The sequence below is a fragment of the Celeribacter baekdonensis genome, assembly GCF_003047105.1.
GTDB classification, from domain to species: domain Bacteria; phylum Pseudomonadota; class Alphaproteobacteria; order Rhodobacterales; family Rhodobacteraceae; genus Celeribacter; species Celeribacter baekdonensis_B.
In genome coordinates, this window is record NZ_CP028475.1 from 3301209 (window position 1) to 3327915 (window position 26707).

The 26707-nt window shown below is 58.7% G+C and carries 28 protein-coding genes and 1 pseudogene; 24 read left to right on the forward strand and 5 right to left on the reverse strand.

The annotated features are described in order from the left end of the window. Nucleotides 1–6 precede the first annotated feature (6 nt). Genes DA792_RS19860 through DA792_RS19880 form a run of 6 tightly spaced genes read left to right on the forward strand, consistent with a single transcriptional unit; the run spans nucleotide 7 to nucleotide 4353 of the window. Nucleotides 7–735, forward strand: coding sequence for an ABC transporter ATP-binding protein (locus tag DA792_RS19860; RefSeq protein WP_107722320.1), 729 nt, complete (start codon nucleotides 7–9; stop codon nucleotides 733–735). Continuing rightward, nucleotides 732–962 carry an ATP-binding cassette domain-containing protein gene (locus tag DA792_RS23345; protein ID WP_368074487.1) on the forward strand — a complete coding sequence of 77 codons (231 nt, stop codon included), beginning with the start codon at nucleotides 732–734 and terminating at the stop codon, nucleotides 960–962. The genes DA792_RS19860 and DA792_RS23345 overlap by 4 nt, the downstream gene beginning before the upstream one ends. Continuing rightward, on the forward strand, nucleotides 959–1465 hold the full coding sequence (locus DA792_RS19865; RefSeq protein WP_368074488.1) for an ABC transporter ATP-binding protein: 507 nt from the start codon (nucleotides 959–961) through the stop codon (nucleotides 1463–1465). The genes DA792_RS23345 and DA792_RS19865 overlap by 4 nt, the downstream gene beginning before the upstream one ends. Beyond that, nucleotides 1452–2312 (forward strand): branched-chain amino acid ABC transporter permease, encoded by an 861-nt coding sequence (locus tag DA792_RS19870; protein ID WP_107722798.1) that lies wholly within the window; start codon nucleotides 1452–1454, stop codon nucleotides 2310–2312. Before DA792_RS19865 ends, DA792_RS19870 begins: the two co-directional genes overlap by 14 nt. Before the next feature lie 11 nt (nucleotides 2313–2323). Then, nucleotides 2324–3334, forward strand: a complete 1011-nt coding sequence (locus DA792_RS19875) for a branched-chain amino acid ABC transporter permease (protein ID WP_107722321.1) — start codon at nucleotides 2324–2326, stop codon at nucleotides 3332–3334. Further along, nucleotides 3331–4353: a zinc-dependent alcohol dehydrogenase gene (locus DA792_RS19880; RefSeq protein ID WP_107722322.1), complete on the forward strand. Its 1023-nt coding sequence runs from the start codon at nucleotides 3331–3333 to the stop codon at nucleotides 4351–4353. The genes DA792_RS19875 and DA792_RS19880 overlap by 4 nt, the downstream gene beginning before the upstream one ends. A 29-nt stretch (nucleotides 4354–4382) precedes the next feature. Here DA792_RS19880 and DA792_RS19885 read toward each other — a convergent pair whose 3' ends face one another. Then, on the reverse strand, nucleotides 4383–5294 hold the full coding sequence (locus DA792_RS19885) for a LysR substrate-binding domain-containing protein (protein ID WP_107722799.1): 912 nt from the start codon (nucleotides 5292–5294) through the stop codon (nucleotides 4383–4385). 177 nt (nucleotides 5295–5471) lie between these two features. Between DA792_RS19885 and DA792_RS19890 the strand changes: the two genes are divergently transcribed. The 3 genes from DA792_RS19890 (at nucleotide 5472) to DA792_RS19900 (ending at nucleotide 9361) form a co-directional block, all read left to right on the forward strand. Continuing rightward, a complete protein-coding gene (locus DA792_RS19890) occupies nucleotides 5472–6743 on the forward strand; it encodes an NAD(P)/FAD-dependent oxidoreductase (protein WP_107722323.1) in 1272 nt (423 codons plus the stop codon). A 30-nt stretch (nucleotides 6744–6773) separates the two neighbouring features. After that, nucleotides 6774–8432 carry a flavin monoamine oxidase family protein gene (locus DA792_RS19895; protein ID WP_107722324.1) on the forward strand — a complete coding sequence of 553 codons (1659 nt, stop codon included), beginning with the start codon at nucleotides 6774–6776 and terminating at the stop codon, nucleotides 8430–8432. Nucleotides 8433–8584: 152 nt separating this feature from the next. After that, on the forward strand, nucleotides 8585–9361 hold the full coding sequence (locus DA792_RS19900; protein ID WP_107722325.1) for an aspartate dehydrogenase domain-containing protein: 777 nt from the start codon (nucleotides 8585–8587) through the stop codon (nucleotides 9359–9361). Nucleotides 9362–9378: 17 nt separating this feature from the next. On the opposite strand, the gene DA792_RS19905 is transcribed toward DA792_RS19900, so the two are convergent. Both DA792_RS19905 and DA792_RS19910 read right to left on the reverse strand, forming a co-directional pair. Beyond that, on the reverse strand, nucleotides 9379–10203 hold the full coding sequence (locus DA792_RS19905; protein WP_107722326.1) for a sulfite exporter TauE/SafE family protein: 825 nt from the start codon (nucleotides 10201–10203) through the stop codon (nucleotides 9379–9381). An 8-nt stretch (nucleotides 10204–10211) separates the two neighbouring features. Then, nucleotides 10212–10964: an SDR family NAD(P)-dependent oxidoreductase gene (locus tag DA792_RS19910; protein WP_199908096.1), complete on the reverse strand. Its 753-nt coding sequence runs from the start codon at nucleotides 10962–10964 to the stop codon at nucleotides 10212–10214. 634 nt (nucleotides 10965–11598) lie between these two features. Between DA792_RS19910 and DA792_RS19915 the strand changes: the two genes are divergently transcribed. From DA792_RS19915 to DA792_RS19935, 5 genes are all read left to right on the forward strand, one after another. Next, complete coding sequence (locus tag DA792_RS19915; protein WP_107722328.1) at nucleotides 11599–13098, forward strand: ABC transporter substrate-binding protein; 1500 nt, start codon at nucleotides 11599–11601, stop codon at nucleotides 13096–13098. Between the two features lie 84 nt (nucleotides 13099–13182). After that, entirely contained in the window at nucleotides 13183–14103 is a 921-nt protein-coding gene (locus DA792_RS19920) for an ABC transporter permease (RefSeq protein WP_254679325.1), read from the forward strand. A 57-nt stretch (nucleotides 14104–14160) separates the two neighbouring features. Further along, nucleotides 14161–15075, forward strand: coding sequence for an ABC transporter permease (locus DA792_RS19925; RefSeq protein ID WP_254679326.1), 915 nt, complete (start codon nucleotides 14161–14163; stop codon nucleotides 15073–15075). Between the two features lie 27 nt (nucleotides 15076–15102). Further along, entirely contained in the window at nucleotides 15103–16128 is a 1026-nt protein-coding gene (locus tag DA792_RS19930; protein ID WP_107722331.1) for an ABC transporter ATP-binding protein, read from the forward strand. After that, a complete protein-coding gene (locus DA792_RS19935; protein WP_107722332.1) occupies nucleotides 16125–17156 on the forward strand; it encodes an ABC transporter ATP-binding protein in 1032 nt (343 codons plus the stop codon). Before DA792_RS19930 ends, DA792_RS19935 begins: the two co-directional genes overlap by 4 nt. 77 nt (nucleotides 17157–17233) lie before the next feature. Here the strand turns inward: DA792_RS19935 and DA792_RS19940 are convergent, their stop codons facing one another. Beyond that, entirely contained in the window at nucleotides 17234–18700 is a 1467-nt protein-coding gene (locus DA792_RS19940) for a gamma-glutamyltransferase family protein (protein WP_107722333.1), read from the reverse strand. Nucleotides 18701–18990: 290 nt separating this feature from the next. On the opposite strand from DA792_RS19940, the gene DA792_RS19945 reads away from it, so the two are divergent. From DA792_RS19945 to DA792_RS22485, 7 genes and pseudogenes are all read left to right on the forward strand, one after another. Continuing rightward, nucleotides 18991–19722, forward strand: coding sequence for a TenA family transcriptional regulator (locus DA792_RS19945; RefSeq protein ID WP_107722334.1), 732 nt, complete (start codon nucleotides 18991–18993; stop codon nucleotides 19720–19722). 52 nt (nucleotides 19723–19774) lie between these two features. Then, a complete protein-coding gene (locus DA792_RS19950; protein WP_107722335.1) occupies nucleotides 19775–20068 on the forward strand; it encodes a 2Fe-2S iron-sulfur cluster-binding protein in 294 nt (97 codons plus the stop codon). A 56-nt stretch (nucleotides 20069–20124) separates the two neighbouring features. Then, nucleotides 20125–20418, forward strand: a complete 294-nt coding sequence (locus DA792_RS19955) for a ferredoxin (protein ID WP_107722336.1) — start codon at nucleotides 20125–20127, stop codon at nucleotides 20416–20418. 62 nt (nucleotides 20419–20480) lie between these two features. Continuing rightward, nucleotides 20481–20801: a 2Fe-2S iron-sulfur cluster-binding protein gene (locus tag DA792_RS19960; RefSeq protein ID WP_107722337.1), complete on the forward strand. Its 321-nt coding sequence runs from the start codon at nucleotides 20481–20483 to the stop codon at nucleotides 20799–20801. A 27-nt stretch (nucleotides 20802–20828) separates the two neighbouring features. Continuing rightward, the gene (locus DA792_RS19965; protein ID WP_254679327.1) at nucleotides 20829–22274 is read left to right on the forward strand and encodes an aldehyde dehydrogenase family protein; all 1446 of its coding nucleotides are present in this window, start codon (nucleotides 20829–20831) and stop codon (nucleotides 22272–22274) included. A 117-nt stretch (nucleotides 22275–22391) separates the two neighbouring features. Beyond that, a pseudogene (locus DA792_RS22910) lies at nucleotides 22392–22601 on the forward strand (sulfite exporter TauE/SafE family protein); the annotation flags it as partial. A gap of 107 nt (nucleotides 22602–22708) precedes the next feature. Beyond that, nucleotides 22709–23023, forward strand: a complete 315-nt coding sequence (locus DA792_RS22485) for a TSUP family transporter (RefSeq protein ID WP_254679328.1) — start codon at nucleotides 22709–22711, stop codon at nucleotides 23021–23023. 17 nt (nucleotides 23024–23040) lie between these two features. Here the strand turns inward: DA792_RS22485 and DA792_RS19975 are convergent, their stop codons facing one another. Continuing rightward, on the reverse strand, nucleotides 23041–23694 hold the full coding sequence (locus DA792_RS19975; RefSeq protein ID WP_107722339.1) for a GntR family transcriptional regulator: 654 nt from the start codon (nucleotides 23692–23694) through the stop codon (nucleotides 23041–23043). 384 nt (nucleotides 23695–24078) lie between these two features. Between DA792_RS19975 and DA792_RS19980 the strand changes: the two genes are divergently transcribed. From DA792_RS19980 to DA792_RS19990, 3 genes are read left to right on the forward strand one after another with little or no spacing between them, the layout of a single operon-like run. Continuing rightward, nucleotides 24079–24558, forward strand: a complete 480-nt coding sequence (locus tag DA792_RS19980) for a GlcG/HbpS family heme-binding protein (RefSeq protein WP_107722340.1) — start codon at nucleotides 24079–24081, stop codon at nucleotides 24556–24558. 7 nt (nucleotides 24559–24565) lie between these two features. Then, nucleotides 24566–25615 (forward strand): 2Fe-2S iron-sulfur cluster-binding protein, encoded by a 1050-nt coding sequence (locus tag DA792_RS19985; RefSeq protein ID WP_199908099.1) that lies wholly within the window; start codon nucleotides 24566–24568, stop codon nucleotides 25613–25615. Nucleotides 25616–25674: 59 nt separating this feature from the next. After that, a complete protein-coding gene (locus DA792_RS19990) occupies nucleotides 25675–26706 on the forward strand; it encodes a DUF475 domain-containing protein (protein ID WP_254679329.1) in 1032 nt (343 codons plus the stop codon). The last annotated feature ends 1 nt before the right edge of the window (nucleotide 26707 follow it).

Consider the following 26707-nt stretch of genomic DNA (forward strand, 5'->3'; position numbering starts at 1 on the left):
GCAGCCATGACAGATCAGGCGATTTTGTCAGCGAAAGGGCTGACCAAGCGTTTCGGCGCGCTCACCGTGGTGGAAGACGTCAGTTTTGACGTCGGCCGCGGTGAGGTGCTGGGCATTCTTGGGCCAAATGGCGCAGGGAAAACCACGTTGTTCAACCTGATCAGTGGCGATTTGGCCGCGAATAGCGGGGAGCTGTCTCTGGATGGCTCTCCGCTACGGGCCGAACCACCGTTCAAGCGCTGCAAACGCGGGATCGGGCGCACCTATCAGGTGCCGCAACCCTTTGGTGCGATGACTGCGTTTGAAAACCTGTTGGTTCCGGCGATGATGAGCGCCCGGATGAGCGAAGCGGAGGCCAATGACCATTGCGCGGAGGTGCTGCGCGACTGTGGGCTGTTGCCCTATGCCAACACGGCGGCAGGCAGCCTGACGTTGTTGAACCGCAAACGGCTTGAACTGGCGCGCGCGCTTGCGGGGCGGCCCAAACTTTTGCTGCTTGACGAGATCGCGGGCGGTTTGACCGAAGCGGAAGGGGCCGAGCTGGTCGATTTGGTGCGCCGGGTGCGCGACCAAGGCGTGACCATCATTTGGATTGAACATGTGCTGCATGCGCTCATGGCGGTGGCAAACCGGGTCATGGTGCTCAACTTTGGCGTCAAAATCGCCGAAGGCACCCCGGACGCCGTCATGCAAGACGCCGAGGTGCAGCGCGTTTACATGGGGATCGAAGCATGAGTGACACAGCCATTTTATCGACGCATGGCCTCACAGGAGGCTATGGCGATTTTCAGGCATTGTTCGGCATAGACATGCATCTTGCACCGGGCGAGGTCGTTGCCCTGATCGGTGCGAACGGGGCCGGGAAATCGACGTTTCTGAAATCCATTTTCGGGCTTTTGCCCGTCGCGCGCGACATGGTGCGCTTTGAAGGTCAGCCGGTGGGGGCACACCCGCCCATATGATGGTCCGGCGTGGCATTGCCATGGTGCCCGAAGGTCGACGGCTTTTTGTTGGCATGACGGTCGAGGAAAACCTGCGCATCGCGATTGACAATGCGCGCCTGCCCGAAGGCGAGGGGCCATGGACCCGCGAGCACCTGTTCGATCTGTTCCCGATCCTGCGCGAAAAGCGGCGGCAGCCGATCGAGGATCTGTCCGGTGGACAACAGCAAATGGTAGCGATTTCGCGCGCGCTTTTGTGCCAGCCGAAGGTGCTGTTGTGCGATGAGATCAGTCTAGGCCTTGCGCCCAAAGTGATCCGTGAAATTTATGAAATCCTCCCCGAAATCAGCGCCTCTGGCACCGCCATCGTACTGGTCGAACAAGACGTTGGCCTCGCGCGGGAGGCCTCAAATCGCCTGTATTGTATGCTCGAAGGACGCATCACATTGACCGGCGTCTCACAGGACATCCCCCGCGACGCCATCGCCGCGGCTTATTTTGGAGCGTCTCATGCAGTGGCTTGATGCAGTGATCCAAGGCGTCCTTTTGGGCGGAATGTATGCGCAATATGCGCTGGGCATGGCGTTGATGTTTGGCGTGATGCGGATCGTCAATATCGCCCATGGCGATGTGATGATCCTCTTGTCACTCATCGCCGTCTCACTGGCTGGGGTGCTGCCTTTTGGCAACCTTGGGCTGATCGTTGTGATCGTGCCAATCGCGGTGGTGATCGGGTGGGTTTTACAAAAATTCATCCTCAACAAAGTGGTCGGTGCCGATCCTTTGCCGTCTCTCATCGCCACCTTCGGCCTGTCCATCGCTTTACAGAATTTCATGTTGGAACTCTGGTCGGCGGACACGCGCAGCCTGCCCAATTCCGACATCGCCAGCGCAAGTTTTCAGATCGGTTCGATCTATGTCGGGCTCTTGCCGGTGATCGTTTTGATCACGGCTCTCGTGCTGACCGGTGGTTTGGATGCGGTGCTGCGGTTTTCGCGCTTTGGTCGCGGCCTGCGCGCTGCCGCTGCCGATACTGAAGCCGCTGCGATGACCGGGGTCGACCCCAAACGGATTTATGCCATCGCCACGGCCATTGCCGTTGGCATTCTGGGGCTGGCCGCCGTGTTTGCCGCATTGCGCGCCACGGTGTCGCCGTCTGATGGCTCAGCCCAGTTGATCTACGCGTTTGAAGCGGTGATCATCGGCGGCATGGGCTCGGTCTGGGGCGCCTTCTTGGGCGCAATGGTGCTTGGCGTGGCGCAAGCCATCGGTCTTCGGATTGATCCGGGCTTGGGCATTCTTTTCGGACATCTCGTCTTTCTCGCGGTGCTGGCCACACGGCCCGAAGGCATCATGGCGCGCAAAAAATGAGGCAGGGACACATGACATCTAAACCACATCACACCGAGGTCGTCCGCGCGACCCGATCCAGCCGGATCGCCATGACGCTGTGCCTCGCCCTTCTTGTGGCGCTTGTTGCCATGCCGTGGTGGGCGAGTTCGGGCAACATCCGCTGGGCCATTGAACTGTCGTGCTACATCGCCATTGCGCAGATGTGGAACCTGCTGGCGGGCTATGCCGGGCTGGTCTCCGTCGGCCAACAGGCCTTTATCGGCGTCTCGGGCTATCTGCTTTTCGTTCTGGCGCAGAATTTTGGCGTAAACCCTTTTGTTGCTGTGCTGCTGTCGCTCATCGCGCCTGCGATCTTGGCGGTGCCGACCTATCTGTTGCTGCGGCGTCTGGACGGGCCTTATTTTGCCATCGGCACATGGGTCGTGGCCGAAGCGGTGCGACTGGCGACCTCGAACATTGATTATGTCAATGCGGGGGCGGGTCTGACCTTGCGGGTGATGACCCAATATAGCCAGCATGAGCGCGAGGTTGGTTTTGTCCTGCTCTGTGCGCTCCTGTTGCTCACCACCATTGGCGGCAGCTATTGGTTGTTACGCTCTCGCATTGGGCTTGCATTGACGGCGATGCGTGACAATCCGGTGGCCGCCGCCAGCCAAGGCGTCAATGTCGGTCGGCTGCGGTTCTATATCTTTATCGCGGCTGCGGTTGGCACAGGCTTTGCCGGGGCGATCTATTATATGGCGCAGCTCAGGATCACACCGTCGGCGGGTTTTGATCCGTTTTGGGGCTCGATGTCGATTTTCATCGTCATGGTGGGTGGCATTGGTGCGATTGAGGGCGTGTTGATCGGCGCGTTGATCTACTTTCTCGCCGACCGCCTGTTTGGCGAATTCGGCTCGGCCTATTTGATCGTGCTGGGCCTGCTCACCTTGGTGATTGCGCTCTACGCGCGGGGCGGGGTCTGGGGCCTCATACAAAAATGGGGAGATCACGCCTGGTTCCCGGTTCGGCGTAAATTGATCGTGGAGGAAAAGCCATGAAAGCCGCCGTTTTCAAGGCTCTGGGCCAACCGCTTTGCCTCAATGAAGTGGCAAAGCCTGAGGCAGGGCGTGGGCAAGTGCTGCTCAAAGTCTGCCGATGTGGCATCTGTGGCTCGGATTTGCACATGACCGAAGACGCCACCTTTGGCCTTCAGGGCGGCGAGGTGATTGGTCATGAGTTTTCGGGCGAAGTGATCGACGTGGGCGCGGGTGTGACCCACCTCAAACCCGGCGATCACGTCTCCGCCGCTCCGCTCAAAGGCTGCGGCACCTGTCCCGCGTGCCTGCGCGGCGAACCGGCGTGGTGTGCGCAATTCGCTCTCATCGGCGGCGGCTTTGCCGAATATGCGGCGTTGGATGAACTGCAGTGCCGCAAATTGCCTTGGGGTATTTCTGCTGCGGATGGCGCGTTGGCTGAACCTTTGGGGGTGGCGCTGCATGGGATCATGCGGGCCAAGATGAGGCCGGGTGCGACCGTGGCGATCGTTGGGGCCGGGGCCATTGGCCTTGCCGTGGCGTTTTGGGCGCGGCGCATGGGTGCGAGCCGCGTTGTTGTGGTCGACATGCACGATCACCAACGGGACCGGGCGATGCAGCTTGGCGCGACGGATTTCATTATCTCAGACCCCGATCTTGCGCACAAGTTGACCCAAGCCTGTGGCGGGTCGCCAGAGATGGTGTTTGAATGCGTTGGCAAACCGGGGCTGATTGACCATTGTGTCGACCTTGTCGCGCCTCGGGGCAAGGTCGTTGTGTTGGGGCTGTGCACGGCCCCCGATCACATGAACAGCTTTCGCGCCATCTCCAAAGAGGTCGAGATCGTGATGTCGGTGTTTTTCAACATGTCAGAGTTCGAAATGGCGATCCGCGCGTTGGATGCCGGAACCTATGCACCACAGCATTTGATTTCGGACACGGTGACGCTCGCCGAGATGCCTGCTGCCTTTGAGGCGCTGCGTCAACGTACGACCCAATGCAAGGTGATGGTTGATCCAAGCGCCACGCTTCAGCTGTCTTAGGGGCGGTTGATATGTCGTGTCGAGCGCGTCTAAAGAGAGGGGGCTCCCGCATTTGGGCGCCTCATTTCGCGTTTGAGCCAAGTGACGCAGTCCATGATCTGCGGGTGATGCGCGCGTTCTTCAGGTCGCAAAATCCAATAGCTCTCGGGAGAGGTCACCGCTGGCCCAAATGGCTCCCAAAGTCGCCCTTGGCGAAGGTCTTCTTCGACGTAAAATCGCGGCACCACGGCCAGACCAAGCCCAGCACAGGCCGCAGGGATCAGCAGGCCACTGTGGCCCAGCCGCACACCTCGGATCGCGCCGCTGTGTGCGGTGCCTGAGAGGCGCAGCCATGTCATCCAAAGACTCGGGCGGGTCGCGTTTTGCAGCGTGGGGAGGCGAGCGAAATCGAGGTGATCCAAAGACGCGCTGGGCGCGATCAGTTTGGGGGCGGCGACGACAGTCAGGGTTTCGGCGCAAAGCCAATCACTGCGCACATCTGCGGCCGCCCCAGTGCCACGTACAATGGCCAGATCGGCGGGGGATGTGGTGAAATCACTGGCCCCTTCCGCCTCGATCACCTCCAAAATAACCTCTGGATGGGCGGCGAGAAATCCACCGAGCCTGGGCAAAAGCCAACGCGCGGCAAACCCTGGGCTGGTCCGAAGGATCAAAGCCTCTTCACGCCTTTGCCCGCGCACGGCATCCAGCGCCGCCTTTTCTAACCTAGCCAAAAGCGGGTCAATCTCGCGCCAATACTGCACCCCGACCTCGGTCAGCACCAGCCGTGATCCAATCCGTTGAAACAGGCGCACCCCAAGAAACTGCTCCAGCGCGCTGATCTGTCGGCTCACCCCGCTTTGTGTGAGGCCAAGGTCTTCGGCAGCGCGGGTAAAGCTACGATGTCGCGCGGCCAGATCAAAGCATTCCAGCGCGGAGAGGGAGGGGATGAAACGGCGCAAAGGCGCGATCCTTTTGAAAAAAATGCGTTGAAGATCGTCATGAGTAAAAGTCATGCCAGAATGCATATTTCAACCATTTTCTTTTCTATATCCTGTGTCATTGTCATGTCAGGCTTTGAACCTTGCGACAGGCGAGCGGCCCCAATCACAGCATTTCTCATGTCAAACGGAGCTGTCATGATACAGCCGCAGGGCAAACATATCGCCGTCATCGGTGCCGGAATTGTTGGCATCAGTGTCGCCGCAGCACTTTTGCAAGAGGGGCATCGTGTGACGGTGATAGACCCGGCACCGCCCGGCGCGCCCCATGCCGCCAGCTACGGCAACGGCGCGTTTATCAGCCCGGCGTCGATCCTGCCGATGTCGCAGCCCGGCCTGTGGCGTAAGGTGCCGAGAATGCTGGCCGATCGACGCGGGGCGTTGACCATCCGCTGGCGTGATCTGCCCGCGTTGACGCCGTGGCTTGTGCGCTTTCTCAGGGCCGGGGCGACCGGCGACAAGGTTTCGCGCACGGCGCGCGCTCTTTCTGGCCTGCTCGCGGATGCGCCGCAGCGCCATATCGACCTTGCTGCGCGTGCGGGTCTGTCGGGTTTGATCGTGCAAAACGGGCTCCTTTACGCCTTTCGCGAGCGGGCAGCGTATGAGGCGGAGGCGTTCGGGTGGGAGCTTCGACGCGACAATGGCGTGGTGATGGTTGAGGTTGAGGGCGAGGCTTTGCGCCGCGCCGCCCCCGCGCTTGACCCTGCCTATCGGTTTGGCGTCCTGATCAAAGACGGGGCGCATTGCACCGATCCCGGCGGCTATGTCGCCGGGCTTGCCGACTGGTTGACCGGGCAGGGCGCGGTGCTTCGGCGGGACCGTGTGATTGGGTTTGATCTGCCCGCAGGGCAGTTGCGCGGGCTGCGCTGTGACGATGGCGATATGGCCTGTGATCTGGCGGTGATTGCGGCGGGTCTGGCCTCCGTCCCACTGGCCGCGTCGTTGGGAGACCCGGTGCCTTTGGCCGCCGAGCGCGGCTATCATGTCGAACTTCGTGAGGCTCCGTTCACACTCGACATTCCGATCATGCCACAGGATGGAAAAATGGCCAATGTCACCACGCGTGGTGGCCTGCGCGCCGCCGGGCAGGTGGAACTCGCCGCGCCAGATGCACCGCCAAATTGGGCGCGGGCCGAGATCCTTTTTGAGCATCTGACGCGGAGCTACCCGGCTCTGTCAGGGGTGACAGATTCACAGGTTACGCGTTGGCAGGGCAATCGTCCCTCGACGCCAGACGGCAAGCCCGTGATCGGTCGATCCACCCGGTCCAAAGACGTGGTTTACGCCTTTGGGCACGGCCATATCGGCCTTGCCTCCGCTCCGATGACCGCAGCATTGGTTGCGGATTTGGTCGCTGGACGTCCCCCGGCTTGCGACCTAACGTCTTTTTCACCGACCCGCTTTCCTTGAGACATTTCCATTGAGACAAAGAGAGACCCGATGACATCCTCCAAACCTCTGACCGCTTTTGGTCCTGATTTTACCTTTGCCTACGATGATTGGCTCGCCCATCCGGCGGGGTTGGGGGCCGTACCGCGCGACAGTCATGGTGCGCAGGTGGCCATCATCGGCGCTGGCGCGGCTGGCGTGATTGCGGCCTATGAATTGATGAAATTAGGGCTGCGTCCAGTGATTTATGAGGCCTCTCGATTTGGCGGGCGGCTCCGCTCTGAGGTGTTTGATGGCACCCAGGATGTGATTGCGGAGATGGGTGGGATGCGGTTTCCGATCTCGTCCGCGAGCTTCTATCACTACCTGAACCTCATGGGGTTACAAACAAAACCCTTTCCAAATCCGCTGACCAAGGCCGCAGGGTCCACCGTGATCGACCTTGAAGGAGAAACGCTTTTCGCGCGCGATCTCAATGATTTGCCCGATATGTATCGCGAAATTGCGGTGGCCTATAGCGATGCTTTGGAGCAAGGGGTTGGCTTTGGCGAGCTGCAAGCGGCCATTCGGGACAAGGATGCAGCGCGGGTCAAAGCCCTCTGGGACCCGATCGTCGAGGCCTGGGATGAGCGCACATTTTATGACTTTGTCACAAGCTCGCAGGCCTTTCAAAATCTGAGCTTTCGCCATCGCGAGGTCTTTGGCCAAGTGGGATTTGGGACTGGCGGTTGGGATTCAGATTTCCCCAATTCCATGCTTGAAATCCTGCGGGTTAATCTTTTGGGCTTTGACGACGATCAACGCTATGTGGTCGGCGGGGTTGAGAATGTTTTGCGCCGTCTATGGACCGCCACGCCGCCCTGCGCGCATTGGCCGGAGGGCACCTCTCTGGCCTCTCTGCATGGTGGTGCGACCCGGTCACGGGTGACGCATATTTCGCGTGCAGCGTCTGACACATCCTTCACGGTGCGCGACCAATGGGACAACGAAGTCGCCTATGAGGCGGTGCTCGCAACCTGCCAGAGCCACCTTTTGACCACGGCGATTGACGTCGAAGAAGACCTGTTTGCCCAACCGCTCTGGATGGCGCTCGACCGCACGCGCTACATGCAGGCGGCGAAGACATTCGTGATGGTGGATCGGCCGTTTTGGACCGACATGGACGCCGCGACAGGGCGGCCTGTGTTGTCGATGACGTTGACCGACCGGATCACACGGGGCACCTATTTCTTTGACAATGGGCCGGACGCGCCGGGGGTAATCTGCTTGTCGTATTCGTGGATGACGGATGCGTTGAAACTCTTGCCGTTGTCGGATGAAAAACGGGTTGATTTGGCGTTGAACGCCTTGGAAAAAATCTATCCCGGCGTGGATATTGCTTCTCATATCCGGGGTGTGCCGAAATGCATCAGTTGGGAGGCGGATGAGAATTTCCTTGGAGCGTTCAAAGGCGCATTGCCGGGGCATTATCGGTACAATCGTCGCGTCTATGGTCATTTCATGCAGGCGGGTCACCCCGCTGCGCATCGCGGAATGTTCCTTGCGGGCGACAGTGTGAGCTGGACCCCGGCATGGGTCGAAGGCGCGGTTCAGACCGCTTTGAACGCGGTTTGGGGCATCATGACCCACTTTGGCGGTGCTTCAAATGCGGCCAATCCGGGGCCGGGAGATGTCTATGAGGATCAGGGGCCAGTGGCCCTGTCTCAATAGCGAAGCAGGGCGTTTTGCCAGCCGTTTTGCCCCTAAGTCCGTGGTGGATTTAGGGGTGATAAATGTGATTTAAGGCATTGTTTTTTATTTACAAAAAATCATTTTAATGGTTGTTTTGGTGAGCTTTCCTCCTGACCAAAAGGCCCGCTTTCATGACCGAACATCACAGTGCTCCACAGCGTAAAATTGGCATCATTGGTGCGGGTAAAATCGGCTGTGCCATCTACGAGGCCTTGGCCGAGATGGCGGGGGTTGAGGTGTCCTATGTGCTGGCCGGGCGGCGTCAGCCAGAAGGGGTTCCTGAAGCGCTGATCCTGACGGATATGGCGCAGGCGCTGGCGCGCGATGTGGACTTGGTGATCGAAGCCGCCGTGCCAGAGGTGATCCATGATCACGGCGCGGCGATCTTGGCCAAAAGCGATCTGTGTGGCTTTAGCTGTACCGCGCTGTCCGTGCTGCAAACTGAGCAGGCGCTGCGCGCGGCCTGTGCCACACACGGCACGCGGTTTTTTGTTCCTCATGGTGCCGTTCTGGCGCTGGACGGCTTGGCCGATGGGCGCGATGTGATTGAGCGCGTCAGCATCACGACGGTCAAAAGCGGGCCGAGCCTTGGCCTGTCTGAGACGGCGGAGGGCGCGGTTTTTGAAGGCACGGCGCGTGAGGCCTGTCTCACATTCCCGCGCAATGTGAACGTGCATGCCGCCGTCGCACTGGCCGGGCTTGGCTTTGATCGCACGATCAGCCGGGTGGTGGCTGAGCCGGGTAAAAAGACAATGGAACATCATATTCACGTTGAGGGACAGGGGCTTGAATGGGACATCCGCGTCGCATCGCAGTCCCTGGGCGGGGTGAGCGGGGCCTATACGCCGCGCTCTGCCGTGGGCACGGTACGGCGCATTTTGGGTGGGATGGGCGTGACCATTGCGTGACGCCCGACCGCCATTGGTCACATCGAAAAGGCTTTCATCAACATCCGCCCCGCCGTGATCAACAGGAAGACGGCGAAAATGCGTTTGAGCTTTTTCGCTGGAAGCCGATGCGCCAAAGCCACGCCCATTGGAGCGGAGATCAGCGTCATCGAAATCGTGGCGGCAAAGGCCGGGAGGTTGATGAGGCCCAGCGAAAAGGGCGGCTTGCCCTCAAGCGCCCAGCCATGCAGTGCAAAACTCACCGAAGATGGCAGCGCGATCAACAGGCCAAAGCCCGCCGCCGTGCCGACCGCGCGGTGCATCGTGAGGCCCGAAAGGGTTAGGACTGGCACCCCAAAAGAGCCGCCGCCAATGCCCATGAGCACCGACAAAAATCCGATGGCCGAACTCAAAGCCGAGCGAAACGGTTCGCGCGGCAGGCGTTCGGTTCCGGTCTCTTTGGGGCCACCAAAGGCCATTTGGGCCGAAACGATCATGCCCAAAACACCGAAAATGCCCAACAGGATGTGCGAGGACAGCCGGGTGGCGACAAAAGCCCCGATCACCGCGCCGATCACGATGCCGGGGGCCCATGTTTTCAGGATATCCATATCAACCGTGCCGCGTTTGCGATGCGATTGAACCGAGCGCAAAGAGGTGACGACAATGGTGGCCAACGACGTGGCAACGCAGACCTGCATCAGATGCGCGCTCTCGTATCCCATTGAGGAAAAAAGAAAATAAAAGGCGGGGACAAGGACAATGCCGCCACCGAGACCCAAAAGCCCGGCGATAATGCCCGCAATGAAGCCGGTGGCGATGAGCACGGCGGCCAGTTCGAGGTAGAGGGGGATGTCGGTCATGGTCTGGATCAGCCTAGGGTTAAACCGCCATCGACATGCACGGTCGCGCCGGTGATCTGGCGGGCTTCTGGGGACAGCAAGAAAGCGACGGTTGCAGCGATGTCACTGGGTTCGGTGAGCCGCCCGGTGGGGGTGGCGGCCATGGCGGCAGACAGCGTGTCTGGTGACACCGCGAGATGGCCCCCGCCTTGTTTGCGGGTGAAGCCCGGCACCACCGCATTCACTGTGGTCCCCGTGGGCGCAAGTTGCAGCGCGAGCGCGCCAACCAAGGCTTCAATGGCGGCCTTTGCGGCGGAGGTGGTGGGAAAACTTGTACCCGCTTTGCCATGCACATGGGCGACGAACGAGCTGATAGCGATGACACGACCGCAGGGAGAGCGTTCAAGGTCGCTGAGGGCCTCTGATACCAAAAGAGCAAATGCGCCGGGCATCATTGCTAAGTCGCGCATCAAATCATCATGGGTGAAGCTGCCAAAAGGCGCTTTTGAGGCCTTGCCTGCGTTGCTGACGATCTGATCAATCTGTCCGAACGCGGATTTGGCGGCGGTGATCAGACGGGTGCATGTGGCGGGAATGGCGAGATCGCCGAGTTCCAAAACAACCTCCGAACCTGCCGTTCGACAGTCTTGGGCGACCGCCTCAAGGGCATCGGCGTTTTTACCGGTGTGTAAGAGGAGGGCGGTGTCAGGACCGGCAGACCGCCGGGCGATGGCCGCGCCGATGCCGCTTGCCGCGCCGGTGATAAGGAGGGTGCGTTTCATTGGATCAGTCATATCTTTCGTTGCGCAGGGCCGCTGTGTTTGTCCGGCTTGAAAGAACCGCCCGACGCGTTTGGCGGGGCGCGGTCATGCGGGATCTGTCATTCACTGTGCGGCGCTTTTGTGCGGCGTATCTTGGAGTTTGAGGGATGGGAATGCCTAAACTCGAATTTTTGTATATGGTATACTAAAATGACTGACAAGTGATTTTGTTAATTTTCCCGCTGCGGGCGGGTTTGATCGAAATATGCGCATTTCTCATCGCTGCGCTGCGCGATATTTCGTTATTTTCATAGAAATATGCCCCGATGCGTGTCTGGGGGCGCTCCGTGCGACGCTTGGTGAGACTCTGCCATCCGATTCTGCTGCACTGCAATATTGGATACAGATTTTCGATTTTCTCGCGTTCATGACTCGAGTTTCGTATTCTGTTGCGGGCGTTTGGGGCCTGAAGTGCAATAAATTTGCACAATATTTGTGCGAAAGTTGAAGCCGATGGTCCCAAGGCCTTTTTGTTGTCACGAAGTCGTTGACAGTTTTTTCGACTGCTTCCTAGGCTTGGTGAGGGAATGTCGGCACTCGTCAAAAAACACCTGAGCCAATCAGGCCATGACCTCCTTAGCCAACGGGAAAAAAGATGAACGCACTTACACGCACCGCTTTTCGGGCCACGCTTCCGCGCGCGCTCTTATCCGCGCTTTTTCTAGGCGCCGCCGCCCCGCTTTATGCCGCCGGACTGACCATTGCCATCGGGTCTGAGCCGACCACCCTTGATCCGCAACAACGCGACGACGGGGCGGAACGCGCCATCACTGACAATATTTTTGAAACGCTGCTGGAGCGCACCCCCGATGGCGTGCTGGTTCCCGGCCTTGCTCTCGAGATGCCGACACAGGTTGATCCGCTGACGTGGGAATTCAAACTGAAGCCCGATGTCAGCTTTACCAACGGCGAGCCGTTCAATGCCGACGCAGTTGTCACCTCTGTCCTGCGGATCATCAACCCGGACTATAATTCGGAACAAATGGCCTATCTGGGCACGATTGAAAGCGCCGCTAAGGTGGATGATCTGACCGTGCATATCACCACCAAATCCCCTGACCCGGTGCTGCCGGCGCGGATGTATTGGATGAAAATGGTTCCGGCGCGCTATTCCGCAGATCCCGAATTTGGCATGACGCCCATCGGCACCGGTCCATATGAAATCTCCCATTGGGAACGCGGTGAAAGCATCACGTTGGTGCGCAATGATGCCTATTGGGGCGATGCGCCGGAGATTGATGATGTCACCTACCGTTTTGTCAGCGAGCCGGGCACGCGCCTGTCGGGGTTGATGGCGGGGGAGTTGGATGTGATCCGCAACCTCTACCCGGAATTTGCCGCAGCCGTGCCAAAAGCGATCACCGCGCAGGGGCTTGAGACCTCTACGCTGGTGCTGTCCACCGCCAACCCGGTGATGCAAGACCCGAAAGTGCGCAAGGCGATGAACCTTGCAATCGACCGCGCGGCTTTGGCCGAGGCGCTGTTTGTCGGCAATGCACAGCCGGTCAAAGGCCAGCTTGTGAACCCGAAAAGCTTTGGCTTTAACACCAGCCTGCCCGCCTACACCTATGACCCAGAGCAAGCTAAGGCGCTGATCAAAGAGGCGGGGGCCACAGGCCAAAAGATCACCCTCGTGGGTGAATCTGGTCGGTGGCTGAAAGACCGCGAGTTGATCGAGGCCGTGGGGTCTTACTGGGCGGAAATCGGTTTGGATGTGGACATCCGCATCGAGGAATTCGGTGAATATCTCAATCAGCTCTTTGACAAAAACAGCCGTCCTGACGCGATTTTTGTGACCAATTCCGACGAGTTGCTTGATGCGGATCGTCCGCTGACCGCGGCTTTGGAGTTCGGTGCAAGCTATGCCTCCAATGTCGATGAAGAAATGGCCGCCGCCATTCAGGCCGCCCGCTCGGAAACCGATGTTGAGGCCCGCGCGGCACTTTATGATGAGATCACGCAAAAGGCGTATGATCTTGATTACTTGGCACCGCTGCTCAATCAAGAAGACGTTTATGGCCTTAGCGAGCGGTTGAATTGGACCCCCCGCATCGACGCCAAACTTTTGGTCAAGGAAATGTCTGTGACCGAGTGATCGGTCGGCATTTTTCAACCTCACAGGCAGAGCGGACCATGGGTTGGCTCTGCCCCTCGCAATTTTCAGGAATGGAGCGGACTCATGGGGACGTTCATATTAAGGCGATCTCTTCAGGGATTCCTTGTGGTGCTTGGCGTAACGATTGTGGTGTTTGTCGCGACCCGAATGATTGGCGATCCGGCGCAAGTGATGTTGCCGTTGTCGGCCACGGATGCGCAACGCGCCGCCTTTGAGCAACAATTCGGCTTGGATCGCCCGATGGACGCGCAGTTCATCAGTTTTGTGGGCGATCTGATGCGGTTCGATTTTGGCGAAAGTCTCTGGCAGCGCCGCTCAGCGCTTGAGGTGGTACTTGAAAAATTACCCAAAACTCTTGAGTTGATCGGGGTGGGGCTGTTGCTGGCAACGGTGGTTGGTATTCCACTTGGCGCTTTGGCTGCCGTGCGTCCCGATGGTCTGTTTGATCGCATCGTTGTCGGGTTGAGCCTGACGGGGCTGTCCGTGCCGCAATTCTGGCTTGGGCTTTTGCTCATCATGGTGTTTGCGGTGGGGCTTGGCTGGGTGCCGACCTTTGGCTCCGGCTCACTCGCGCATATGATCCTACCGGCGCTCACGCTGGCCGTGCCGTCTATGGCGCGGATCATGATGCTGGTGCGGTCCTCGGTGATCAACGAGTTGAACCAACAATATGTGCGCACCGCCAAGGCGCGCGGAATGCCGTTTGGCCGGGTGCTGTTTCAACACGCCATGCGCAACGCGCTTGTCCCGGTTTTGACGCTCGTTGGCTGGGAAGTGATCAGCGCATGGGCGGGGTACACAGTGGTGGTCGAGACGGTCTTTGCCTGGCCTGGCCTAGGATTTACCGCGATGAAGGCGATCAATCACAGCGATCTGTTCTTACTGCAAGCCATCGTCTTTGTCGTCGCGGTCGGCATCGTCTTGGTCAACATCGGGCTCGATGTGTTGTTTAAGCTGATCGACCCACGGATCAAGGAGGCTTGACCCATGACACTCACCTCACCCTCGATGTCTGACACCTCCACAACACAAAGGACTCTCATGTCATTCGCACCCGTTGGGCGCTTTCTCAAAGAGCTGTGGCGGGACAAAGCGGGCTTTGCTGGTTTTGCCTTTCTCGTCCTTTTGGTGCTCGCCGCCGTGTTTGCGCCTCTGCTTGCGCCCCATGACCCGGCCGCGCAATCGGTGATGGCGCGGCTCAAGCCGCCCATTTGGATGGAGGGCAGCGTCAGCGGCTATGTGCTTGGCACGGACATGCTGGGCCGCGACATTCTCTCTCGGCTCTTGTTTGGCGCGCGCTCGTCCTTGTTGGTCTCCGTGTCGGTTGTGGCGCTGGCCGGGTCTTTCGGCGTCATGGCCGGGCTTGTGGCAGGCTACAAAGGCGGGCTGACCGATGCGTTGATCATGCGGGTCGTGGATGTTCAGGTTGCCTTTCCGGGCCTGCTTTTGACCCTGCTTTTGGTTGCTGTGATTGGGCCATCGACCGCGACGATCATCATCGTTTTGGCCTTTTCCAACTGGATGATTTACACTCGTGTGGTGCGTGGGATCGTGATGTCGTTGCGCCAAACGCCCTTTGTCGAAGCGGCCGAGGTCGTCGGCTGCAAAAGCGCGCGGATCATCCTCAAACACATCCTGCCAAACTTGATTTCGCCACTGCTGACGCTGGCGATCCTTGAATTCACCAATATTATCTTGGCCGAAGCGGCGCTTTCATTTCTGGGTCTCGGGGTGCAACCCCCCGCGACGAGCTGGGGCCTCGATGTGGCGGGGGGCAAAAACTACATGATGATCGCGTGGTGGCCGATCACCTTCCCGGGGCTTTGCATCGCGATGACGGTGCTTTCAATCAACCTTTTCGCCAACTGGCTGCGGGTCACGACGGAACCTGCCGAACGTGAAAAACGCTACGCCCGTGGCCGTGCCGCCAAAATGCGGCGCGCAAAAAAGACCTGACCTCAGATCAGATCGGAAAGTGAAAAAATGGCATACGCACAACCCACACCCATCCTAGACGTCCGCGATCTTCACGTGGAATTCGATACAATGTCGGGCCTCGTTCAGGGCCTGCGCGGGGTTTCTTTTTCGGTCATGCCGGGGGAAACTTTGGCGCTGGTCGGGGAAAGTGGCTCCGGCAAAAGCGTGACCGCGCAGGCTATTATGGGGCTTATTGGTCTGCCGGGTTCTATTGTCTCGGGGGATATTCTTTGGAAAGGTCAGTCGCTTTTGACGCCGGAGGGGCAAAAGAAGGCAGCCACTTTGCGCGGCAAGTCCCTGTCCATGGTGTTCCAAGATCCGATGACTTCGCTCAACCCGCTGATGACCATCGGTGCGCATCTGATCGAGGTGTTGCGGCGGCATATGAAGCTCTCGAAACCCCAAGCCTTTGCGCGCGGTGTTGAGTTGCTTGAGGCCGTTGGCATCACCGAACCGCGCCGTCGTATGGCGCAATATCCGCATGAGTTTTCCGGCGGGATGCGCCAGCGCGTGATGATCGCTCTGGCCATCGCTTGTGAGCCGGACCTTTTGATTGCAGATGAACCCACCACAGCGCTTGATGTGACCATTCAGGCGCAAGTGCTTGATCTTTTGGCCGATTTGCAAAAGTCCATGGGCCTGTCCATCGTTTTGATCACCCATGATCTTGGCATCGTGGCCGGGCTATGTGAGCGGGTGGCGGTGATGTATGCGGGCTCGATTGTCGAGGCGGGCAGTGCGGCGACCGTGTTTGAACAGGCCGAACATCCTTATACCCAAGGCCTCATTCGCTCGACCCCGCGCTTGGATGATCGTCGTGATCGGCTCGTTTCCATTGAGGGCGCACCGCCAAGTCTATTACACCCGCCAAAGGGCTGCGCGTTTCAATCGCGTTGTCCGGTGGCGTCACGCCAATGCGATACCAAACCCGCACGGCAAGAGACGCCTGCGGGCGGATCGGTGTCCTGCTGGACGCCGTCGCTTCCGGCTTGGGCGGATGTGGCCAAAACCACGGAGGTGCATGCCCGATGACCGATCTGTCCAACCGGTTCAACCCCGCCCACCCTGTGCCATCCGAGTCGCCGATTTTGTCGGTGCGCGGGCTGTGCGTGACTTTCGATGGCCCACGCGAAGGGCTTTGGGGGCCGCCGAAAAAGGTCCAGGCGCTCGACAATATCACCTTTGATTTGGCGCGTGGAAAGACGCTTGGCCTTGTCGGCGAGTCCGGTTCCGGCAAGTCCACGCTGGGCCGCGCGATCATGCGCCGCTTGCCCCTGTCCAACGGGCGGGTGTTTTTCGAGGGTAAGGATATCACGGCTGTGAAAGGCGAGGCGCTGCGGCGTTTGACCCGCAATATTCAGCTCATTTTCCAAGATCCCTACACCAGCCTCAATCCACGGATGAAGGTGCTTGAACTCATTGCCGAGCCTTTACTGGTGCATGGTCTGGTGTCCTCTCTTGATGAGGCGCGTGATCAGGTGGTCGAACTGTTGCGTTTGGTAAACCTGCCCGTGGAGACCATCGACCGGTTTCCGCACAGCTTTTCCGGGGGCCAACGTCAACGCATCGGCATCGCGCGGGCGCTGGCGCTTAAACCGCAGCTCATCATCGCCGACGAACCTGTCTCGGCGCTTGACGTGTCGGTGCGCGCGCAGGTGGTGAACCTGATGCAGGATTTGCAACAGGAGTTGGGGCTGACCTATGTTTTCATCGCCCATGACCTGTCCGTGGTGCGCCATATTTCCCATGACATCGCAATCCTGCATCGCGGACATATGGTGGAAATGGCAGGTCGGGACATGATCTATGACGCTCCAGAACATCCCTACACCAAGGTGCTGTTGTCCGCTGTGCCGGAGCCCGATCCAAGTCATCGCCGCAATGGCGGGGCGAATGCGCCCAAGACCCTGCCGACCCAGACCTTAGCCTTTGATGGGGTCGGGTGTCGGTATCGGAAATGCTGTGACAAGGCCGGAGGGCATTGCCAACGCGAAGCGCCGCCTTTTGCCAAACATGAGGGCGGGCATTGGGCTGCCTGTTGGCATGTTGGGATGACGTAAGATTGGTCTGACGGATCATAACAGGGGCGCCCATCGGAGCGCCCCTGTTGGTTTTCTATGGTTTGGTTTCTTATGGTTTAGCGCCCCAATGCCGTGCCGTCTTTGCGCGGGTCCGACCCGGCGATCAGCCCGCCATCGGGCGCGCGCATCACGCATTGCGCCCCGCCAAAGTCACTGCGCCCGCCCAATTCACCCGCGCCGGTCGCATCCTCAAATCCGGCCATTTTGAGCGCTGCGGCAAAGGCCGGATCACTGCCCGGCTCAAGCGCGATGCGCGTGTCGCTTTCAAGTCGCCAGCGCGGCGCATTGATCGCCACTTGCACATCTTGCCCCCATGCCGCCACGCGCAGCATCATCTGAATATGGCCCTGCGGTTGCATCAACCCACCGACCACGCCAAAGACCGCGTGAAACACACCCTCTTTAAGCGCCGCCGCCGGGATGACGGTATGGTAGGGCCGCTTGCCACCCGCCACACCATTGATATGCCCCGGCGCGGAAAATCCATGGCCGCGGTTTTGCAGGCAGATGCCCAATTCCGGCACGCCAATGCCCGATCCAAACCGTTTGAACACGCTGCTCATCAGAGTGACGGCAAAGCCCTCACGATCGACAATCGCGGTGCACACGGTGTTGCCGGACGGGTCGGCGACGGTGTTGCGGGCATATTTCATGCCGTCGCGGGTGGCTTTGACCACCTCGATCATGCTCGTCGGGTCGTCCATCGGCAGGTCCAGAGCGTCGAGTGTTTCAAGCGCCTTGAGCACGCCGATACCATGGGTGTTGGGCGGGCATTCGAGCACCTCGATGCCTTTGAACATGCGCCGCACCGGAACATCAAAAAAGCCCTCATGCGCCGCAAGGTCTTCGACGGTCAAAAGCGCGCAGCGTGCTTTTGCGGCCCGTTCGATCGCCTCCGCGACCTCACCTTTATAAAACGCATCCGGGCCGTGGGCGGCGATGGCGTCTAAAAGATCCGCCAGTGCAGGATTGGCAAAACGGTCCCCAGCCTTTGGGATGTTCGCGCCACGATATATCAGGTTCGATGCGGGGTCGTTTTGGATGACATTGGCAAAAATCGCCCATTCACGGGCGCAAATCGGTGCGACGTCAAAGCCATCGCGTGCAAGTTCAATCGCGGGCGCGAGCAGGTCGGCAAAGGGCAGGCGGCCAAAACGGGCGTGCAAATCGGCCCAGCCGCGCGCCAGACCGGGCGTGGTGACCGAATAAGGATGGCGTTCTGGAATTTTTTGATCCGGGAAACCGGCGACATGAGCAGGGGTCAGCGCCATAGGTGCGCGCCCGGTGCCATTATACGTCAGCGGTGCCTCATTGGGCGGCAGCAGCATGGCAAGGCTGTCACCGCCAAGCCCGGTTGCCATCGGTTCCACGACACCAAGCACCGCATCCGCCGCAATCGCGGCATCCACGGCGGTGCCGCCGCGTGCGAGCATCTCCATGGCGGCTGCGGCGGCCCGCGGATGCCCGGTGGCGACGGCTTCGGTGGTGCTTTTGAGGGCGGTCGGGGTGGGGGCATTGGTCATGGTGCGGTGACGTCCTTGTGTCGGAGATTCTCTTTCGGTCAGTTTGGCATAGAAATCCAAAAAAGTATGTAATTTGTATTTCTAACTGTGATCGTTATTTTTGCATAAAATTAAAAAATACATTAAAAACATAATGATAATTCAATTTTAACTTTTTGAGCAGCCGAGAAATAAGCTGTAGACCTTAAATTTGGTATACAGTATGGTGACTGTAGGAGCCCAAAGACTCTTGCAGTCCGCTGGTGTCGTTCGGGTCCCGCACAGACAAAAACCAACACGGAGAGACGGAAATGGGCCAAGTCCTGAATCCCGATGAACTACGCACAGCCCTCGAAACAGCCATCAAGGGCAACACCGCCAACGCATCCCCGTTTAGCCTTGCTTGGGCGAGCGGAAAACTGTCGCGCGCGCATCTCGCGCGCTGGTGTGAAAACCATTATCACTATGTCGGCCCCTTCGCCGAATACCTCGCATATGTCTACGCGCGTCTGCCCGCAGAGTTCGAAGAAGCCAAAGATTTCATGCTTCAGAACATGTATGAGGAAGAGTTGGCGGCGGACCGTCACACCGATCTTTTGATCCGTTTTGGCGAAGCCTGCGGCACAGATCGCGCGCGCATTCTCAACCCGGACAACATGACCGCCACCACCCGTGCGCTTCAGGCGTGGTGCTACACTGTGGCGATGCGTGAAGATCCGATTGTTGCCATCGCGGGCCTTGTTGTGGGTCTCGAAAGCCAAGTGCCGTCGATCTACCGCAAGCAAACTCCGACATTGCGTGACAAATACGGGTTCACCGATGAAGAGGTCGAGTTCTTTGACCTGCACATCGTCTCTGACGAAATCCATGGCGAGCGCGGCTATCAGATCGTTCTGGAACATGCCCGCACCTACGAGCTTCAGCAGAAATGTCTGAAGATCTGTGAGATTGGGGCGCAGATGCGTCTGCTCTACACCACAGCACTCTATAACGAGTATGTGGGTTCAGAAATCCCGCTCTCCGACCTGGGCCTTGCTGCCTGATCTGACCCTTGAGAGGTGGGTTTCGGCCCACCTTTCCCAGCCGGAAAATCTCATGCCAAAAGTTATCTTGCACAAAGGCGGCGAGGTGTTTGAGGGCGACGTTGCGCCCAAAACCAACCTCGTGGTCAGCGCCGGGATCCGTAAGTTTCCGTTTCCCAATCTGGCCTATAAATGTGGCATGGGCAAATGCTCGACCTGTACCTGTCGCATTCTGGCAGGGGCGGAGCATTTGGAGCCGCCAAATTGGAAAGAGAAACGCCAACTAGGCGAACGATTGGACGAGGGCTACCGCCTCGCGTGTCAGCTCTGGGTCACCGAAGATATCGAACTCGCACAAGACCTCTAAGTCTTAGCATCGCCCCAAGGGGCGGCGCTCCCATCATCCTTGCCGAGGGCTGTCTCATGTATGTCATTCTGACCACCAAACCCGATGAATTCCACACAATCATGGGCGATGGCGTCGTGTCCATCGAATCCTATGACTACATTTTCTACGGGCGCAAGCGCGCGAATTTCACCATTGCCGAAATCGTCGACGCCGACCGCATCACCATCGTCGAAGACGAACCGCCGCATATCGTCAACAAGGTGCCGTGCAAAATGTTCGAGTCCTTTGACACGATCGAAGACGCGCGGGCGGAACTGAATGTTTTGACCCATTTCGGCAGCATGGACATCGAGCTGCGCGCCGTGTGAGGCCCGCCAAATCGTTGTTCCCCGGTCGCCTGACCAAATCATAAAACGCACAAAGACAGGCCATGGATAAGATCAACATCACCTTTATTCCCAACGATAATAAAACCATCTCGGTCGCTGCGGGCAGCAATCTTTTGCGCGCCTCGTTGCGCGAAAAGGGCGGTATTCCGTTCAAATGTGGTGGCGGATTTTGCGGCACTTGCCGATGCAAAGTGGTCGAAGGGTTGGAGCACACCGACGACGTGAAAGCCAAAGAACGCAAACATCTGACTGACGAGGATGTGGCCAATGGGTTTCGCATGGCCTGCCAGACCTTCGTGCAGGGCGATGTAAAAGTGTCTTGGGGCGAACCTCCTTCAAAAGAAACGCAAGAGCGCGGCTGAATGGGCCGCGCGACAAAAGGGGCAAACATGTCTTATCTCAATTTCATTGGCGGGGACTGGGTTCCGGCCCTTTCCGGCGAGACGTTTGAAAACCGCAATCCCGCCGATCAAACCGACCTCATCGGCCTGTTTCCGAATGGTGGCATGGCGGATGTGGCCGCAGCTGTTGAAACCGTCTCTGCCGCGTGGCCGGCATGGGCCGCCAAGGGCCCGGAGGCGCGAGCGGATGTGCTGTATAAAGCCGCCGATATTATTTCAACGCGCATTGATGCCATCGCCGCGGAACTGACCCGCGAGGAGGGCAAGACCCTCACCGAGGCGCGCAATGAAACCAGCCGGATCGCCGCCAATTTTCGCTTTTATGCGGGGGAGGCGTTGCGTCTGAAGGGCGAAAGTTTCCCGATGCCTGAGGGCCAAATCGCCTTGACGCTGCGCCAACCTGTGGGAGTTGTCGCTGTGATCACGCCTTGGAATTTCCCGCTTTCTATGGCGGCGCGCAAAATTGCGCCCGCGCTTGCGGCGGGCAATGGTGTGATCTTTAAACCGTCCGAAATGACCCCTTTGATGGGGCAGCGCCTTGTTGAGGTGCTGCTCGACGCGGGTCTGCCGAAAGGGCTCATCGCGCTTATCCATGGTCGCGGTGCCACCGTGGGCCAGGCCATCACCTCGACGCCGGGGATCGACGCGCTGACCTTTACTGGCTCCTATGGGGTGGGGATGCAAATCGCCTCAGCTCTAACCACCGACACACGGTGTCAGTTGGAAATGGGCGGCAAAAACGCCACTGTGGTGTTGGAGGATGCCGATCTGGATCGCGCGGTAGACATCATTCGACGCGGTGCTTTTGGTCTGACGGGGCAGGCCTGTACGGGCACGAGCCGGGTGTTGGTGGCGCGCACCCATTATGACGCGCTGGTCGAGAAACTTTCGGCCGCCGCCGCTGGGATCACCATCGGTGCAGGCACGCGCGAGGGCGTAAATATGGGGCCGCTGGCCACCAGTGCGCAGCTTGATAAGGTCAAAGCCTATCTTGGCATCGCCAAGCAGGAAGGCGGGCGGATCACCACCGGCGGTTTGCCTGAGGCCTCGTCCGATCTGGCCAATGGCTTCTTTATCCGGCCAACCGTGGTCGCCGATGTCCCTGCGGACAGCCGCTTGTTGCGTGACGAAATTTTCGCGCCGGTTGTGGCTGTGCGGGCTGTCGATAGTGTCGATGAGGCAATCGAAATCGCCGATGATACCGAATACGGACTGGCCATTTCCCTTGTGTCCAATGACATGGCGTCGATTTTGAAGATTGCGCAGAAAACCCAGCACGGTGTGGTCAAGGTCAACAGCCCGACCACTGGCGTGGCGCTCAACGCGCCTTTCGGTGGGTTCAAACATTCCTCCAACCAAAGCGCGAAAGAGCAAGGCGGAGCCAATGTGATGGACTTCTACAGCCGGATCAAAAGCGTCTATTTGGGGGGCTGAATGGAGTTTATCCACGACCTGATCGGCGGAAATCTATTGACCCCGCATTTCTTCGGCATGGTGGCGATGGTCTTTGTCGCCGCCATTCTTCAAGGGGTGGGGGGCTTGGGGTTTGCCATGTTCTCGGCACCGCTGTCGGCGCTGTTTTTCCCGGAAATGGCCCCCGGACCCCTGCTGGTATTGGGGGGATGCCTCTCGGTCATGGTGGTTCTGCGCGAACGCTCCGCGATTGATTACAAATCTGCGGGCATGATGATCACGGGCCGGGTGATTGGCAACTTCATCGCCGTGGCGGTGATGGCGATGCTGAGTGCGACGAGCTTTTACATTCTCTTCGCGGTGCTGATCTTATTGGGCGTGGCTCTGAGCTATAGCGGTCTGCGGATCGTTGCCAATTGGCGCACACTGGGGCGGCAGGGATCACGTCGGGCATTATGGGGACGATCACCTCTTCGGGCGCGCCGCCCTATGCGATCGTCATGCAAAACGCCGCTCCTGCAACCTTGCGTGCGACGCTCAATTTTACCTTTTTCTTTGGGGCAACGACCTCGTTGGTGTTGCTGGCGTCGGTAGGTCGCTTTGGTCTGCATCAACTGCTGCTGGGCCTGTTGTTGCTGCCTGCGCTGCTTTTGGGTTTCACCGTCTCAACACGCCTTGCACGGCATGTGCCAAAAGGCGCGATCCGTCATGTGCTTTTGGGGCTGTCCGCCCTCAGCGCCATCGGTCTTTTGCTGCGGGCGGCCTTTTGATGTGGGACAGAGGAGGGTCAGGCCTCGTCTGACGCCTCTGGGGCATCGACCGAATTGTACACATGGCGCGCCGCCAAAAGTGCGGCGAGCTCTCCGTCCCCGGCGATCACCGCGCGGAGAATGTCGGCATGTTCTTTCCAGCTCTTTGACACTTTCACCGGGTCATCTTGTTTGAACAACATGCCGGTCTGGTCGCGCAGGGTGCGGATCAGGTCCTGAAGGGTGGCGTTGCCAGAGATCTGCCCGAGTGCTGTGTGAAACGCGTCGTTATGGGCGCTGATCTGGCTGAAATCACCCTCTTCGATGGCGTTTTCGCCCGCCGCAAGAACGCGTTGTAATTCTGCGATCCGTTCGGGGTCTTTGCGTTTGGCTGCAAGTTTGGCGTTCAGCGATTCAAGGGTTGCGCGCACTTCGATCAATTCCATTTTTTGATCGGGCGCAGGCATCGAAACAGTCGCCCCGCGCCGTGGAATGATTTTGACCAAGCCTTCGGCGGCCAACTCGCGCAAGGCTTCGCGCACGGGCATGCGCGACACGCCCATTTCCTCAGAAATACGTCCTTCTACAAGGCGGGCGCCGGTTTCAAATTCGGCGTTTAAAATGCGCTGGCGCAGCGCATCCTTGACCATTTTCGTCAATGGTGTGTGCGCGTCTCCTAAGGCCACTGTCATCTTTTGTCCTGCTGTCTTATGTGGCGCGCGGCCTGTGTTGGCCGCCGCGCATTCCGTAAAATCCGCCCGCAGGCGCTAAATTTGTATACCAGAGAGGGGAGCAACTTGCCAAGTCGCGAGGCATCATTATCGGGGTCGCGGAGATTGCTTGGTTCTGGCGGTGAGAATCGCGCGTTTTATACGGGTTATTGCCGCCGCTAGTGATCGGGGTGCCCCCGGTTTTGAGGCTTTGAGGTGACTTTTTGTATACTAAAAATAAGGCAAACGGCACATTTTAGGGGTTTATTTGAGGTTTTTATGAAAAAATGGGTTGCGTAGTGCCATTTTTATGAGAAACAGTATACAAAATAAAAGTTACAATCGCACAACTCAAGAGATGATCCATTGAAAACTGTTCTCAGACTTCAGTCCGAAGAAGCGCGCGTGATGATCGCGGCCGCTGTTGAAAAATCCAAAGAAATTGGGGTGCTCGAAACAATTTGCATCGCGGATGACGGAGGATTCCCGATCCTGATCGAACGTATGGATGGCGCGCGTGTCACAGGGCCGCAAATCAGTTGGAATAAGGCCTTTACAGCAGCCACGCACAAACGTTCGACCCATCTGTTCAACAAAGCGCCCAACGGTCCGGCGCTGCCGGGCAATGAGGCGTTTGGTATTCAATTGTCCTTTGAGGGCAAGTTCGCGGTTTTCGTCGGCGGCTTTCCGATTGTCGTCGATGGCGAGGTCGTTGGTGGCGTTGGCCTGTCGGGCGGCAATGGCGAACAGGACACAGCCGCAGGCGTTGCGGCGCTGCAAGCCTTGTCAGACCTTTTGAGCCCGCAAGGACACGAGGTGCTTGTCGCCGCCGACATCAAAAAGTGAGGCCAACATGACCATCATTCGCGCAGTTCACAAAATGGAAGAGGGCAGATCAGAGAGCGAGGCTCTGCATGTGACCTTGGCCGAAACCGGCAAAATCTTTCCGGTTCAGCCACATGAATCCGTGCTCGCGGCGGCTTTGAATGCCGGGATTGAGTTGGCGCATGAGTGCAAGACCGGGTTTTGCGGCTCTTGTCGTGTGCGGATTTTGGAGGGCGCTATCGCCTATGCGGAAGATCCCATCGGGTTGAGTGATCAAGAGCGTGGCTGTGGTTTTGCGCTGGCCTGTCAGGCGCGGGCGCAAACCAACCTTGTGATCGAAGCGCCTTTGATGCCAACAGATCGCCCTGAGCCGACCGACATCACGGCTCAGGTTGTGTCTGTCGATCAGGTCTGCGGTAATATCACCCGGCTGCGGCTGTCGCCTGTTGGCGGCATGCCCGCGTTTCTTCCGGGTCAATATGTTGATGTGGTCACGCAGAGTGGCGCGACACGGTCGTTTTCGATTGCCTCAGCACCAGATGAGGCCGTGATTGAATTGCACATCCGCACCATCCCCGGCGGAATGTTCACCGCTGGCATCATTCCGGCGCTTAAATGCGGGGAGACCGTGGCGCTGCATGGGCCGCATGGGCTGTTCCGCCTGCGTCCTGATGATTTTCGCCCCCTCGTTTTGGTTGCGACGGGCACGGGCATCGCGCCTTTGCGTGCCATGCTTGCGGCGCTCAGGGCCGACCCGGACTGTCCGCCTGTCGCGCTCTATTGGGGGATGCGCGAGCAAAGCGAACTTTACCTTGCCGATGAGATCGCCACCTTGGGCGCTGGCTTGGAGGATTTCACCTTTGTCCCGGTCCTGTCGCGTGCCGCAGAGGGCTGGTCGGGCCGGCGAGGCTATGTCCAGGATGCAGTGATCGAAGATCTGCCCGACCTGTCAGAGCATGCGCTCTATCTCTGCGGCTCGCCGGCGATGATCGCCGCGGCGCGTGGGCGGTTTCTTGAAGTCGGGGCGAGCGTCAACCACATCTATGTGGATAGCTTTCACTTCGCTCATAATCTGTAACCAGAGCCGCCTTTGCGCGCTCGTAAGCACAGGGGGGCCGAGGCACCATGTCCTCGTCCATGTTCAAATATTTTCGTTGGAGCTTTGCCGTCACCGTGATCGGGCTTGGGCTCTGTGTCTGGCTCGGTTGGGCCTATACCGGGCGGATTTCCGGCATGATCGCCTTTGCCACGATTGGGGTCATCCTCTCAGTTCTGGAAATTTCGTTGAGCTTCGACAATGCCATCGTGAATGCCAATAAACTCAAAGACATGAGCGATGTCTGGCGGCAACGCTTTCTGACTTGGGGCATCCTGATCGCGGTGTTTGGCATGCGGATCATCTTTCCGCTGGCTGTTGTCTCTATCGCCGCCAAAATTGGTCCGATTGAGGCCATTCGGCTGGCTGCCACCGAGCCTTCCGAATATGCGCGCCTGATTGGGGCGGCGCATCTGTCGATCTCGGCCTTTGGCGGGACGTTTTTGATGATGGTGGCGCTGAGCTATTTTATCGACCCTGACAAAGAGGTCGATTGGTTGCGCCCGCTGGAAAATCTTTTGCGGACATGGGCCTCTGTGCGCGGTTTGGCGATTGGTTTGGTGTTGCTGATCGTGCTGCTGATTTCCGGGCTGCTGGACGAGGCTCTGCGCGGTCAGTTCTTGATCGCTGCCGTGACGGGATTGGTGGCTTTTATTGCCGTCGAAACGCTCGGGCATGTTCTCGATCGCGGCCCGATGAGGGCGGCAGGCGGGCTTGGCGCGTTCATGTATCTCGAAGTGCTGGATGCCTCCTTTAGCTTCGACGGGGTAATTGGGGCCTTTGCCCTGACACAAAACCTGTTTCTCATCGCCATCGGTTTGGGCATCGGCGCGATGTATGTGCGCTCGATGACGATCATGTTGGTGGAAAAGGAGACGCTGACCGAGTTTCGCTATCTCGAACATGGGGCGTTTTATTCGGTGTTGGTGCTGTCATGCGTGATGTTCGTGCAAAGCCTTGTGCATATTCCCGAGGTGATCACCGGGCTGATCGGCGCGGGGTTTATCCTGCTCTCACTGGTGTCCTCGGTGCGCTACAACAAACGCCATTCTCATCCGGCAGCGGCGGAATAGG